Raw genomic sequence first — 12880 nt, forward strand, 5'->3', positions numbered from 1 at the left:
GGGGGGACAACAATGAGTAATCTAACAAATAATCAATATGTAATATTTCGTTTAGAAAACGAGAATTATGGTATACCAATAAATTATGTAGAAACAATAGAAAGAATTTCTGAGATTACAAGAGTTCCTAATGCTCCCTTTTATCTTAAAGGAGTAATTAACCTAAGGGGTGAAGTTGTTCCTGTAATTGATTTAAGACAGAGATTTCAGTTATCTAAAAAAGAGATTACAGATGAATCAAGAATTATCATTCTTTCAGTAGATGAAATGATAGTTGGTATTTTAGTGGATAGTTCATCAGAAGTTTTAACAATTGACAATGAAGCTATTGACCACACATCTAGCTTGGTAAATACTTTCGAAGATGACTACATTAACGGTATTGGTAAAATTAATGAGCGCATGATTATCATTTTAGATATCTACAAAATATTAGGAGTAGAATTAGAAAATAATTAAAAGGTGGTGGAGAGGATGGGCTTTACGTTAGAAGATATGAATAATATGTATATTGATGTTCTTAAGGAAATTGGGAACATAGGATCAGGGAACGCTGCATCGGCATTAGCTAAAATGATTCAAAAGAGAATTGATATGGATGTACCTAACGTGAGATTGCTCTCCTTTGATGACGTTAGTGGTGTATTAGGTGGAGAAGAAATGGTAGTGGCAGGCATCTATTTTCAAGTAGAAGGAGATATTGACGGAAATATCATGTTTCTCTTAGATATTTCCTCTTCTAAAATTTTAACTAGTATGTTAATGGGAAGAAGTGAACATACTGGTGAATTAGATGAGATGGATCGTTCTGCCCTTCAAGAAATAGGAAATATATTATCAGGCTCTTATATTTGTTCTTTATCTGCTTTAACTGGACTTAACATTAAACTTTCTGTTCCTTCCTTGTGCATAGATATGGCTGGCGCTATATTAAGTGTTCCTGCTATACAGTTTTCTCAAACCTTTGATAAAGTACTTTTAATTGAAACTGTACTAACAGAGGGAGATACTCTAGTGAAAGGAAATTTCTTCTTAATGCCTGATACAGATTCCTTTGAGAAATTACTTTCTAGTTTGGGAGTGTATAGATAGATGCAAAATATGATTAAGGTAGGAATGGCTGATTTAAAAGTTGTAAAAGAACCAGATGCACTAACGACATTGGGACTGGGATCTTGTGTAGGGATAGCCATATATGATAACTTAAAGAAAATAGCAGGACTTGCCCACATTATGTTGCCTGATAGCACATTGATTAAAAACAATGCTAACAAAGCAAAATTTGCTGATACAGCTATTGAAATAATGATTGATGAAATGATTAAACAGGGAGCCAGTATGTCAAGGATGACAGCTAAAATTACTGGGGGGTCACAAATGTTCAGCTTTGGAAATGGCAGTAGTGACCTAATGAAAATAGGATATAGAAATACTGTAGCAACCAAAGAGATCCTTGGTAAGCTGAATATCCCTATACTCGCAGAAGATACAGGTGGGAATCATGGTAGAACAATTGAATTTTATTCAGTTAATGGAGACTTACAAGTAAAAACCATTGGTCATGGAATTAAAATTATCTAATCTAATTACTACACAATTTTTAAAGCCCAGGAGGTCACTATGAAATATCTATCCCTATGGCAAAAATATAAGCTAAATAAAGATATTGAAGCTAAGACAGCCCTCATAGAAGGATATATCGAACTTGTTAAAATAGTGGCTGGTAGGCTATATACCACCTATGGGTCAAATATTGAATATGATGATCTTGTTAGCTATGGTATTTTTGGACTAATTGACGCTATAGATAAATTTGAATTAGAAAAGAGCGTTAAATTTGAAACTTATGCCCAGATCCGTATCAGAGGTGCAATAATCGATCAACTACGTAACCTAGATTGGGTACCAAGGTCTATTAGGCAAAAATCTAAAGCTGTGGATAGAGCCTATCAAAAACTTGAGGGGATTTTAGGTAGAAGTGCTACTGATGAAGAAGTTGCAAGGGAGATGGGTCTTTCCTTGGGAGAATTTCAATCCATCCTACAGCAAGTTAATAATTTGCAAATTATATCATTAGAAGAAAAGCTTATGGAAAATAATATTAATAATATCCATAGTGAAGAGGATTTAATCCCAGAAAGTATTATATGCAACAAAGAATCCTATGAAACCTTGCATGAAAGTATTGATAAGTTACCAGAAAGAGAAAAACAAGTCATTACGCTTTATTACTATGAAGAATTAACCTATAAGGAGATTGGTGCTGTATTAAGTATTTCAGAATCACGGGTATCACAGCTTCATACAAAGGCCATCTCTAGGCTGAAGTCAAAGTTTTTGCTTTAAATGATCAAGGTTGACTTATACAAAAGGGGGGATTATCATGTTAAAGGAGTTCTATATTTTCGAAGGTGATAGCTACGATGATGCGTTGAATAAAGCCTTGCAAGAGCTTTCGTTGACTAAAGATGAAGTGGCTGTAGAGGTACTAAAGGAAAAGAAATCTTTTATGTTTAGAAGGGGAAGCACAAAACTAAAAATTATACCAACTGTAAAAAAAGTTAAGGAAGAACCTGCTGAAGCTTTTTTAGAAGAGATTGAGCCAATATTAGTTGACAACATTGAGTTAGACCCAAATATCCATCAAGAGAAGGAAGACTTTATTCTAACCTACCGAGAGGATGGTTTGTATTTAAGTGTTATAAAAGACCCTAAGGTAAAGGACCAAGACCTAACTCAAAATATTTTAGAATATTTAAAGGATAAGCAGGTAAAAGATTATGATTTAGTACAAGCAACCCTAGCCGTTCATGAGAAGGGAAGGGAATATAGAATAGCTCCAAATCAACAGGAAGTGTTGGTAGATAGCACGTTAAAAACCCAATTCTCTAAGGATAAAATGGAGGTTAGCATATATATTACAAAAGCCTTGGGGGGGAATCATTTTACCTTAGAAACTTTAAAGCAAGAACTTATCGATAACAATATTAATTATGGTGTAGATGAAGAACAGCTAAGTAGATTAGTAAAATTAAAACATACAGATCATTATGTACCTATTGCCAAAGGAAGAGCCCCTATTGATGGAATTGATGGGAAAGTAATTTATCACTTTAACCCATCTAAAGAGCATAAACCAGTTGTTTTAGAAGATGGTTCAGTAGACTTTAAACATTTAGATATTATTAAAAATGTTAAACAAGGGGACCTTTTAGTAGAAGTGCTTCCCCCAAGTGATGGCGTTCCAGGAATTAATGTAATGGGAGTCGAGGTGCCAGCTAAAAAAGGCAAAGAAGGAAAGTTTAAAAAAGGAAAGAATACAACTGAAAGTGACGATGGTTTAAAACTGTATGCAGCCATAGATGGACAGGTTCGTATTGATGATGGTAAAGTAACTGTAAGTGAGGTATATCAAATACAGGGCAATGTTGATAACTCTACAGGCAATATTAATTTTAATGGTACGGTAATTGTTAATGGTAATGTAAGGTCTGGCTTTAAAATTTCTGCTGAAGGTAATATTGAAGTTAATGGGGTTGTGGAAGGTGCTACATTAATTTCAAAAGGTAATATCATACTAAATAGAGGGATTCAAGGAAACAATGCAGCCTATTTAGAATGTGAGGGCAATTTAGTGGCAAAATATATAGAAAATTCCAAAATTAAGTGTGACGGAGATATCACTGCCGACTTTATACTCCATAGCGATGTAGTGGCAAAGGGGAAAATTATCCTAGCAGGGAAAAAATCCCTTGTAGTGGGTGGAGAAATTAGGGCATCTGAAGAGATTAGAGCTAGGGTTGTTGGCTCCCATATGGGGACCCTAACAAAACTGGAGGTAGGTGTAGACCCAGAAATTAGAAATAAGTATGAAGAGCTTAAAGGCGAGGCATTAGAACTACAGAAGAATTGTGAAAATCTTAAAAAGACAATTGATCTTCTAAATCGACAAGCTAAGATTACGCCATTACCCCAAAGTAAAGAAGAGATTTTAATTAAATCAATTAAGACCTACGAATATTTAAAAAAGAAGTATGATCTATTACATGAAGAACTACAATTGATGGAGGAACGAATTCAAAATCTTTCTATGGGTAAAGTTCACGTTGAGGATAGAATTTATCCAGGAGTTAAAGTCATCATTTCAAATGCTTTAAGATACTTTTATGATGAGTCAACATGTTGTACCTTATCTAAAAAGGATGGAGAAATTTATATTGGACCATTTGAAAAATAGGGGGAATTTAAATGTCCATTAAACCTATAGACTTTCACTTAACTTATGCTAATACTGTAAATGAATCTAAGACAAAACAAAGTGATTTAAATAAATTGAAGGATTTTAATCATAGTGTTCAGCACCAACAGCAGGTGGAAGTGAAACGTAACCAAAAACGTATAACTCATTCTGAAGAATCTAAGGGGAAAACCATCAATAACCGAGATAAAAAGCAACAGGGAGGTTCTGATGGGGAGAGTTCAGAAGCTAACCATCATCAAGAAAAGCAAAGTAATTGTGACAGTGAATCTTCTCCTAAAAATTGTGACCATAGAGGTTTAAAAATTGATATTATGATTTAAAAGGAGTGCACTATGGATTATAATATAGCAATAGTTTTACTAGGTTGTATCATAGTTATCATATCATTAATTCTTGTTTTTAAGAATAACAGCAAAGAAGATGAAGACTTTGAATCTCAATTGATTGTAGGATTAGGGAATCAGAACAACAATTATAACCCGCAGGATTCTATCAATCAAGAAAAGATGATCAAAGGAATCAATGCATTAAATCAGGAAATCGTTTCCATTAAAGATGAACTAAGCAGATTAAGACAACTCCCCCATAGGGTAGAAGAGTCAATAGACCCAAATCACCAATGGGAGAATTTTGAACACTCTCTTAATTACAATTTATTTATGCAAAAAAATAAAGATATTATTAGTTTGTATCAAAAAGGTAAATCGAAGGAAGAGATTGCTCGAAGTTTAAATAAGAGTGTTAGAGAAGTAGAAATGGTTATTAAAATGATTAAATGAGGTGAAGGGCTTGAAGAAATTTTGTATCCAAAGCTTAATAATGGGGATTGGCATCGGTATGATTATCACAGCTTCGTTTAACTTCCTCTGGGATGCAAAAAATGCAGCATCTTTAACGCCAAACCATGAAGTAATCGCTAGTAGTGGTTTAGAACAATCAATTGAGGATTTAAAGAATAATTTAAATGATGGTAAAAAAAATGAAGATGATGGTATTGAAGAAGAGAATTTTGTTGAGAATAGAGATGATGACATCAATGATGATGACGATATCAATGATGAAGAGTCAATGGCTAGAATCATTATCTCATCGGGTATGAATACCAATAGTATTGCTAATCTTTTATGGGCAGAAGGGTTAATTAGTGACCCCGACGATTTTATTCAATTAGCCCATGAAAAAAATTATACTAGAAAGTTTATTGCTGGAAGAAAACTTATACCAATAGGAAGTACGATTGATGAGATTCTAGAAATACTAATCATCAAGTAAATAACGCAATTCAAAAATATTTTTAAATTTTTGTTGCTTCAAAGGCAACAGTGTGTTAAAATACTTAAGGTGAGAAAACACACATCCTATGATTTATCTAGAAGTGCCTCAAAGAGAGGTTCTAGGTAAATATGATTAGGGTGGAGGATAAACTAAGGAGGTAGAAGAAATGTCAGTTATTTCAATGAAACAATTATTAGAAGCTGGTGTTCACTTTGGACATCAAACAAGAAGATGGAACCCTAAAATGGCAGAATACATCTTCACAGAAAGAAACGGAATATACATCATCGACTTACAAAAAACCGTTAAGAAGGTAGAAGAAGCCTACCAAATTATGAAGGAAATCGCTGCTGAAGGTAAAACGATTCTTTTCGTTGGTACTAAAAAGCAAGCTCAAGAAGCTATCGAAGAAGAAGCTAAAAGATGCGGTATGTACTATGTAAACCAAAGATGGTTAGGTGGTATGTTAACAAACTATAACACTATCAAAAACAGAATTGATCGTTTACATGAGTTAGAAAGAATGGAAGAAGACGGTACTTTCGATGTACTTCCTAAGAAAGAAGTAATCCAACTTAAGCATGAAATGGAAAAACTTGAAAAGTTCTTAGGCGGAATTAAAGATATGACAGAACTTCCAGAAGCTATTTTTGTGGTAGATCCAAGAAAAGAAAGAATTGCCATCAAAGAAGCTCACAAATTAGGTATACCAGTAATCGCAATTGTAGATACTAATTGTGATCCAGAAGAAGCTGATTACGTAATCCCTGGTAATGATGATGCAATTCGAGCTGTAAAGTTACTTACTGCTACAATGGCTAATGCTGTTATTGAAGGTAAGCAAGGTGCTCAAACTGAAGAGTAGACTTTAAAGGAGGTAAGGGTTTAAGGGAATTTCCCTTTCTCCCTTACCTTTAATAATATTATATGAGGAGGCATACAAATGAGTATAACTGCAGGAATGGTAAAAGAACTAAGAGAAAAAACTGGTGCAGGAATGATGGATTGTAAAAAAGCATTAACAGATGCTAACGGTGATATGAATAAAGCTGTTGAAATTTTAAGAGAAAAAGGTTTAGCAGCTGTTGCAAAAAAAGCTGGTAGAGTTGCAGCGGAAGGTTTAGTTGAATCATACATACATGGTGGTAGAATTGGTGTTTTAGTTGAAGTTAACTCAGAAACTGACTTCGTAGCTAAGAACCAAGAATTTAGAGATTTTGTTAAGGATGTTGCTATGCAAATCGCTGCTGCAAATCCTCAGTTCGTAAGTAAAGAAGAAGTTCCACAAGCTGAAATTGAAAAAGAAAAAGAAATTTTAAGAAAACAAGCTTTAAATGAAGGCAAGCCAGAAAAGATTGTAGATAAGATGGTTGAAGGAAGAATTGAAAAATACTATAAAGAAGTTTGTTTATTAGAGCAAACCTTTGTAAAGAACCCTGATGTAACTATCGGAGAATTATTAACTGAAAAAGTTGCTAAGATTGGTGAAAACTTAAGCATTAGAAGATTCGCTAGATTCGAGGTAGGAGAAGGATTAGAAAAGAAAGAAGAAAACTTTGCTGAAGAAGTTGCAAAGCAACTTGGCCAACAATAATTAATCAAAGGAGAACACAATGTGTTCTCCTTTATAACATAAGCTTCTGGAGATAATAATAAAATTTATATTATCATATATTAAAAACGACTTCTATCATATATTAAAATAGCTTTCATATTGTATCAGTCCTATAGTATGGGAGCTGTAATATTGTTTATAATAAAAATAGAAAAAAAAGGATTTTTAGTCTAGCTGTAGAAATAAATAGAATGGAGGATTTGAAGATGATAAAACCTCTATATAAAAGAGTTTTATTAAAAATTAGCGGAGAATCATTAGCAGGGCCACAAGGGTTTGGATTAGATACAGACACCATCAATCGGATTGCTAATGAAGTTAAAGAATTATCGGAAATGGGCGTAGAGATAGCCATCGTTGTTGGAGGTGGCAACTTCTGGCGAGGACGTAGTGGGGAAGGTATGGATCGAACTACTGCCGATTACATGGGAATGATGGCAACAGTTATTAATGGCTTGGCATTACAAGACGCTTTAGAAAATATAAATGTATTAACTAGAGTGCAAACTGCTATAGAAATGAGACAAATTGCAGAGCCCTACATTAGAAGAAGAGCAGTTCGTCATCTTGAAAAAAACCGAGTAGTTATTTTTGCTGCTGGAACAGGTAACCCATATTTTTCAACTGATACTACCGCTGCTTTACGGGCTGCAGAAATTGAAGCTGAGGTAATTTTACTAGCAAAAAAAGTAGATGGGGTTTACGATGCAGACCCTAATATTGTTCCTACAGCTAAGAGGTTTAATGAATTGTCTTATATAGACGTTTTAAAATTAGGCTTAAAAGTTATGGATTCAACTGCTACATCCCTTTGTATGGATAATAAGATACCTATCCAAGTTTTTGGAATCGATGAGCCAGGTAACATTAAAAAGGTTGCCCTAGGAGAAAAAATAGGTACATATATTAGTTAATGATAAAAGGAGGAGATTATATGTATTTAGAGATTCATCAAGTAATAGAAGAAAAAATGCAAAAGACAATTAGTGTTATTAAAGATGATTTAGGTTCAATTAGGGCAGGGAGAGCGAATCCAGCTATGCTTGATAAGTTAACCGTTGACTATTATGGAACCGTTACACCTGTTAAGCAATTAGCTTCTGTAACTGCTCCTGAGCCTAGATTACTTTTAATTCAACCCTATGATCGTTCAAGTATGCAAAGTATAGAGAAGGCAATTCAAATGTCTGATTTAGGTCTTAACCCTTCTAATGATGGTAAGGTAATAAGACTTAACATTCCTCAATTAACGGAAGAAAGAAGAAGAGATTTGACTAAACTAGTTAAGAAAACTGCCGAAGATGGTAAAGTTGCCATCCGTAATGAGAGAAGAGAAGGCAACGATTTACTTAAAAAGATGCAAAAAGATGGAGAGTTAACAGAAGATGAATTGAAAAAAGCGCAAGATGAAATTCAAAAAATGACTGATAAGTATATCCAACAAATTGATGAGTTAGTAGTAAAGAAAGAAAAAGAACTCTTGGAGGTATAGTCTTGAACCATATTCCAGATTTAGTAGCTTATCCAGTTGAAGAGGCTGTTTCAATTCTAAAGGATCTGAATGTGAAAATAAACGTAGTAGAATCCTATGGAAAAAGTTTCGAAAAAACAGAGGATGTAAGGGTAGTTCGCCAAAAAATCCTTACAGCTAATGAAATTGAATTGATAATATCATTTTTTTAAGCCCCCTTATTTGGGGGTTTAAAATGATTGAGGTGAAAGACGAGAATGGACATAATGAAGTTGTTTGGAAAGAGTAAAGAGGTAGATTATTCCTTAGACTCAGAAAATATACCCCAACATATTGCCATTATAATGGATGGCAATGGTAGATGGGCAAAGAAGCGGCAACTACCTAGATCCCTTGGTCATAGAGCAGGTGGTGAAGCTTTGAGAGACGTAATTGAAACGGCGGCAGTTATTGGCCTTAAATACTTAACAATATATGCTTTTTCAACCGAGAATTGGAGTCGACCACAAGACGAGGTTTCTTCAATTATGCAACTCCTAGTAGAATATCTAAAAAAAGAAGCCAAAGAACTCCATAAGAATAACGTTAAAATTATTACCATTGGAGATTTAAGTCGCTTACCAAGAGACCTGCAACAGGAAGTTGAAAAGGTAAAGGAATTAACGAAGGATAACACTGGACTAAGGGTTAATATCGCTTTAAATTACGGTGGACGTGATGAATTAGTTAGAGCATTTAAAAAGATATCCAGTGAAATTGTAGCAGGGAATAGAACAACCGACGAAATCAATGAAGAATTAATAGCTAATTATTTAGACACAGCCGAAATCCCAGAACCTGAATTATTAATTAGAACCAGCGGAGAGTGTCGATTGAGTAACTTTATGATATGGCAATTAAGCTATACAGAGTTTTGGTTTACAGATTGTTATTGGCCAGACTTTAAAGGTAAAGATTTAGTTGAAGCTATACAAGATTACCAGAATCGAGAAAGAAGATTTGGTAAGGTTTAGAGGGGGAACTCCATGTTAAAACGTATAATAAGTGCTATTGTTGGAATACCTTTTCTATTGGCGATCGTACATTATGGTGGAGTAGTTTTGTATCTATCTGTTATGATTGTTTCGTTAATAGGACTTCACGAATTTTATAATGCAGTAAAGCATAAAGATGTAAATCCTATTTCATGGGTTGGGTTTATAGCAACGATTGGAATCTTGAGTCAGTTTTATTTTTCCTTTAACCAATCTTTACTGCTGTTTATTTTAGTAGTTGCAACCTTAGTGCTAAGTATCATACCATTAACCCAACAGAAATATAATATTATAGATATCAGTACAACAATCTATGGAATTATTTATGTTTCTATTTTATTAGGTCATGTTATATTAATAAGTAGACAAGAAAACAATATAGCTATCTGGTTAATATTTATAACAGCATGGGGTACAGATACCTTTGCATATTTTGCGGGCAACTTCTTTGGGAAGCATAAATTATGTCCTAATATAAGCCCTAAAAAAACAATAGAAGGTTCCATCGGAGGAACCCTAGGTGCGGTGTTAGCTTCTGGTGTTTTTGGGTATCTATTTTTGAGAGAACATTTATTAGTTATAATTATTATGGGTTTTACTGCCAGCATTTTAGCTCAAATTGGAGACCTGTGTGCATCTAGTATCAAAAGATACGTAGGAATTAAAGATTTTGGCAACCTAATGCCTGGCCACGGTGGGGCCCTTGATCGTTTTGATAGTATTTTGTTTACAGCACCAGTCGTGTATTATTTTCTAATTTTTATGATTAATAATGTTCATTAAATAAGCAGGCTTTCAGCATGCTTATTTTCAAATACTAGGAAATTGTGGTCTTTAAACCTTAAGGCATGATTTCCCTTTTGTATTTTTATCCTTTTGCAGATACAGGATTATTAATTAGATTTAGCTAAGAGTGGGGTGAAGGAATGACAAAACGGATAACCATATTAGGGTCAACAGGCTCTATTGGTAAGCAGGCATTGGAAGTCGTATCAGAACAGCCACATGAATTTGAAATTATCGGATTGGCTGCCATGAGTAGTATTGATGATTTAGAGTTACAAATAAAACAGTTTCAACCTAAACTTGTAGCTGTTTATGATGAGAAAAAGGCTCTTGAATTAAAGGAAAGAATAAAAGGGTCAAGAACTAGGATTGTGTCGGGGATGGAGGGGTTAATAGAAACAGCTACCCTGGATGAGGCTGATCTTGTACTGAATTCTGTGGTAGGTAGTATTGGCGTATTACCAACACTTTCAGCTATAAGATCTAGGAAGAACATTGCCTTAGCCAACAAAGAAACCCTTGTTGTTGCAGGTGCCTTAATTATGGAAGAGGCTAAAAAGTATGGGGTAAAAATTATTCCTGTAGATAGTGAACATTCGGCAATTTTCCAGTGTCTTCAGGGAGAAGCATCAAATACAATATCTAAAGTTATTTTAACAGCTTCGGGTGGGCCTTTTCGAGAGCGTGAAAAGCGGGATTTAATAGATGTTAAGTTTCATGAAGCATTAAAACATCCTAATTGGAGCATGGGGAGAAAAATCTCAATAGATTCAGCTACCTTGATGAACAAAGGGTTAGAAGTCATTGAAGCAAAGTGGTTATTTGATGTAAATGTGGATAAAATAGATGTAGTAGTGCATCCCCAAAGTATCATTCACTCAATGGTAGAGATGGAAGATTCATCGGTAATGGCCCAGTTAGGGCTGCCAGACATGAAGCTACCAATACAGTATGCTTTTACTTACCCTAAACGTTTAAAGGGGAATATTCCTAAGCTTAATTTAAAGGAAATTGGCCAATTAAGCTTTTATGAAGCCGATCTTGATAAATTTCCTTGTTTAGCCTTAGCTTATGAAGCCCTCAGGATAGGAGGTACGATGCCTTGTATTGTTAATGGTGCAAATGAAGTTTTGGTTGATTATTACCTTCAAGATAAAATTGGATTCTACGATATACCTAAATATATCGAGAAAGCCATGAATAAACATGAAGTATTTCAATATAAAAATATAGATGAGATCCTTGAAGTAGATCGATGGGTTCGTGATTGGATCCTTAGTCAATTAAGATAGGTGGTGTAATGTAATGCAAACAGCTTTAGCAGCAATCATTGTATTCGGTATAGCCATATTTATTCACGAGTTGGGACATTTCGGGGTAGCAAAGCTAGTGGGGATTAAGGTTCATGAATTTGCTCTAGGTATGGGGCCAAAATTAATTCAATTCACCAGTGGTGAAACAGCATATACCCTAAGGGCATTACCAATTGGTGGATATGTTAAAATGGAAGGTGAAGATGAAGCATCAGAGGACGAAAGAAGTTTTAATAAAAAGCCTGCATTGGCAAGGATAGGGGTTATTTTTGCAGGACCAATTATGAACTTCTTACTGGGCTTACTTCTATTTACCATGCTTTTTTACACAGTTGGCGTACCTACGACAACGATACAACAGGTTATTTCTGGTTCACCGGCTGAGGTAATGGATATTCAGCCAGGAGACAGCATATTATCAGTAAACGGGCAGAAAACCGATAGTTGGGGAGATTTAGAATCGGCCATTGGTGGGTCCACTGGCGGTCAATTAGAGATTCTTCTTAGAAGAAATGGTGAAGAAATTAGTAAGATCATAGAACCTATGGTAGATGCAGAATCTGGAAGAATTATGATCGGAATTGTACCAAGTTATGAGAGGAACTTAGGAGGCGCCATAAGAAATAGCTTTAACAATTTTAGGATGATTATTAGAGAAATCATGTCCTTCCTAAGAAGGGTAGTGGTACGGGAAGCAACAACAGACGAAGTTGCCGGTCCTGTGGGTATCATCCACTTAGTAGGTGAGGCTACTAGAGCTGGGTGGTTAAATGTTCTATTTTTAGCAGGATTAATTAACATTAATCTAGGTTTAATGAATCTTTTACCTATCCCTGCTTTGGACGGTAGCCGCCTATTATTTCTAATAGCAGAAGTTTTTAGAGGTAAACCGGTTGATCCAGATAAAGAAGGTATGATCCACATGGTAGGCTTTACTGTTTTAATTGGTTTAATGATATTTGTAACCTATCAAGATATTGTGAGAATCTTTAATTAAGCTTCATTAACACTGATTAAGTAGAGAAATTCCTAAACTGAGAAATAAATTCAGATTTATGGTATATGCAATTTACTAACTAATGATAGAATAATATTAATACAATTAAGTTTTTTGTTGATAATAAT

Annotated in this window: 17 protein-coding genes; all 17 read left to right on the top strand. The window is 34.6% G+C overall.

Features of this window, described 5'->3' with window-relative positions; translation table 11 throughout:
• The first annotated feature begins 12 nt into the window (after positions 1 to 12).
• On the top strand, positions 13 to 459 hold the full coding sequence (locus T335_RS0101825; RefSeq protein WP_026476024.1) for a chemotaxis protein CheW: 447 nt from the start codon (positions 13 to 15) through the stop codon (positions 457 to 459).
• A 15-nt stretch (positions 460 to 474) separates the two neighbouring features.
• The gene (locus T335_RS0101830) at positions 475 to 1092 is read left to right on the top strand and encodes a chemotaxis protein CheC (RefSeq protein ID WP_026476025.1); all 618 of its coding nucleotides are present in this window, start codon (positions 475 to 477) and stop codon (positions 1090 to 1092) included.
• On the top strand, positions 1093 to 1581 hold the full coding sequence (locus T335_RS0101835; RefSeq protein WP_026476026.1) for a chemotaxis protein CheD: 489 nt from the start codon (positions 1093 to 1095) through the stop codon (positions 1579 to 1581).
• Between the two features lie 39 nt (positions 1582 to 1620).
• A complete protein-coding gene (locus T335_RS0101840; protein WP_026476027.1) occupies positions 1621 to 2346 on the top strand; it encodes a FliA/WhiG family RNA polymerase sigma factor in 726 nt (241 codons plus the stop codon).
• 37 nt (positions 2347 to 2383) lie between these two features.
• Entirely contained in the window at positions 2384 to 4237 is a 1854-nt protein-coding gene (locus tag T335_RS0101845; RefSeq protein ID WP_051569082.1) for a FapA family protein, read from the top strand.
• Positions 4238 to 4248: 11 nt separating this feature from the next.
• Positions 4249 to 4581 (top strand): hypothetical protein, encoded by a 333-nt coding sequence (locus T335_RS0101850; RefSeq protein WP_026476029.1) that lies wholly within the window; start codon positions 4249 to 4251, stop codon positions 4579 to 4581.
• A gap of 12 nt (positions 4582 to 4593) precedes the next feature.
• A complete protein-coding gene (locus T335_RS0101855) occupies positions 4594 to 5040 on the top strand; it encodes a DUF6115 domain-containing protein (protein ID WP_026476030.1) in 447 nt (148 codons plus the stop codon).
• A gap of 10 nt (positions 5041 to 5050) precedes the next feature.
• The gene (locus tag T335_RS0101860; protein WP_026476031.1) at positions 5051 to 5533 is read left to right on the top strand and encodes a hypothetical protein; all 483 of its coding nucleotides are present in this window, start codon (positions 5051 to 5053) and stop codon (positions 5531 to 5533) included.
• Between the two features lie 169 nt (positions 5534 to 5702).
• Positions 5703 to 6401: a 30S ribosomal protein S2 gene (rpsB, locus tag T335_RS0101865; protein WP_026476032.1), complete on the top strand. Its 699-nt coding sequence runs from the start codon at positions 5703 to 5705 to the stop codon at positions 6399 to 6401.
• Positions 6402 to 6479: 78 nt separating this feature from the next.
• Positions 6480 to 7130, top strand: coding sequence for a translation elongation factor Ts (gene tsf / locus T335_RS0101870; protein WP_026476033.1), 651 nt, complete (start codon positions 6480 to 6482; stop codon positions 7128 to 7130).
• 227 nt (positions 7131 to 7357) lie between these two features.
• A complete protein-coding gene (gene pyrH / locus T335_RS0101875; RefSeq protein ID WP_026476034.1) occupies positions 7358 to 8065 on the top strand; it encodes a UMP kinase in 708 nt (235 codons plus the stop codon).
• 20 nt (positions 8066 to 8085) lie between these two features.
• Positions 8086 to 8643: a ribosome recycling factor gene (frr, locus tag T335_RS0101880; RefSeq protein ID WP_026476035.1), complete on the top strand. Its 558-nt coding sequence runs from the start codon at positions 8086 to 8088 to the stop codon at positions 8641 to 8643.
• Positions 8644 to 8645: 2 nt separating this feature from the next.
• Positions 8646 to 8834: a PASTA domain-containing protein gene (locus T335_RS0101885; protein WP_026476036.1), complete on the top strand. Its 189-nt coding sequence runs from the start codon at positions 8646 to 8648 to the stop codon at positions 8832 to 8834.
• A gap of 45 nt (positions 8835 to 8879) precedes the next feature.
• Positions 8880 to 9635, top strand: coding sequence for an isoprenyl transferase (locus T335_RS0101890; RefSeq protein WP_330371159.1), 756 nt, complete (start codon positions 8880 to 8882; stop codon positions 9633 to 9635).
• 12 nt (positions 9636 to 9647) lie between these two features.
• On the top strand, positions 9648 to 10439 hold the full coding sequence (locus T335_RS0101895; RefSeq protein WP_026476038.1) for a phosphatidate cytidylyltransferase: 792 nt from the start codon (positions 9648 to 9650) through the stop codon (positions 10437 to 10439).
• Positions 10440 to 10582: 143 nt separating this feature from the next.
• A complete protein-coding gene (locus tag T335_RS0101900) occupies positions 10583 to 11734 on the top strand; it encodes a 1-deoxy-D-xylulose-5-phosphate reductoisomerase (protein WP_026476039.1) in 1152 nt (383 codons plus the stop codon).
• A 13-nt stretch (positions 11735 to 11747) separates the two neighbouring features.
• Complete coding sequence (gene rseP, locus T335_RS0101905) at positions 11748 to 12752, top strand: RIP metalloprotease RseP (RefSeq protein WP_026476040.1); 1005 nt, start codon at positions 11748 to 11750, stop codon at positions 12750 to 12752.
• Positions 12753 to 12880 lie beyond the last annotated feature (128 nt).

This window comes from Alkaliphilus transvaalensis ATCC 700919, assembly GCF_000621485.1.
GTDB classification, from domain to species: domain Bacteria; phylum Bacillota; class Clostridia; order Peptostreptococcales; family Natronincolaceae; genus Alkaliphilus; species Alkaliphilus transvaalensis.

Excerpts from the sequence above, each read along its gene's own strand:
- T335_RS0101825 (WP_026476024.1), top strand. The coding sequence starts at position 13 with ATGAGTAATCTAACAAATAATCAATATGTAATATTTCGTTTAGAAAAC.
- T335_RS0101830 (WP_026476025.1), top strand. The coding sequence starts at position 475 with ATGGGCTTTACGTTAGAAGATATGAATAATATGTATATTGATGTTCTT.
- T335_RS0101835 (WP_026476026.1), top strand. The coding sequence starts at position 1,093 with ATGCAAAATATGATTAAGGTAGGAATGGCTGATTTAAAAGTTGTAAAA.
- T335_RS0101840 (WP_026476027.1), top strand. The coding sequence starts at position 1,621 with ATGAAATATCTATCCCTATGGCAAAAATATAAGCTAAATAAAGATATT.
- T335_RS0101845 (WP_051569082.1), top strand. The coding sequence starts at position 2,384 with ATGTTAAAGGAGTTCTATATTTTCGAAGGTGATAGCTACGATGATGCG.
- T335_RS0101850 (WP_026476029.1), top strand. The coding sequence starts at position 4,249 with ATGTCCATTAAACCTATAGACTTTCACTTAACTTATGCTAATACTGTA.
- T335_RS0101855 (WP_026476030.1), top strand. The coding sequence starts at position 4,594 with ATGGATTATAATATAGCAATAGTTTTACTAGGTTGTATCATAGTTATC.
- rpsB (WP_026476032.1), top strand. The coding sequence starts at position 5,703 with ATGTCAGTTATTTCAATGAAACAATTATTAGAAGCTGGTGTTCACTTT.
- tsf (WP_026476033.1), top strand. The coding sequence starts at position 6,480 with ATGAGTATAACTGCAGGAATGGTAAAAGAACTAAGAGAAAAAACTGGT.
- pyrH (WP_026476034.1), top strand. The coding sequence starts at position 7,358 with ATGATAAAACCTCTATATAAAAGAGTTTTATTAAAAATTAGCGGAGAA.
- frr (WP_026476035.1), top strand. The coding sequence starts at position 8,086 with ATGTATTTAGAGATTCATCAAGTAATAGAAGAAAAAATGCAAAAGACA.
- T335_RS0101890 (WP_330371159.1), top strand. The coding sequence starts at position 8,880 with ATGGACATAATGAAGTTGTTTGGAAAGAGTAAAGAGGTAGATTATTCC.
- T335_RS0101895 (WP_026476038.1), top strand. The coding sequence starts at position 9,648 with ATGTTAAAACGTATAATAAGTGCTATTGTTGGAATACCTTTTCTATTG.
- T335_RS0101900 (WP_026476039.1), top strand. The coding sequence starts at position 10,583 with ATGACAAAACGGATAACCATATTAGGGTCAACAGGCTCTATTGGTAAG.
- rseP (WP_026476040.1), top strand. The coding sequence starts at position 11,748 with ATGCAAACAGCTTTAGCAGCAATCATTGTATTCGGTATAGCCATATTT.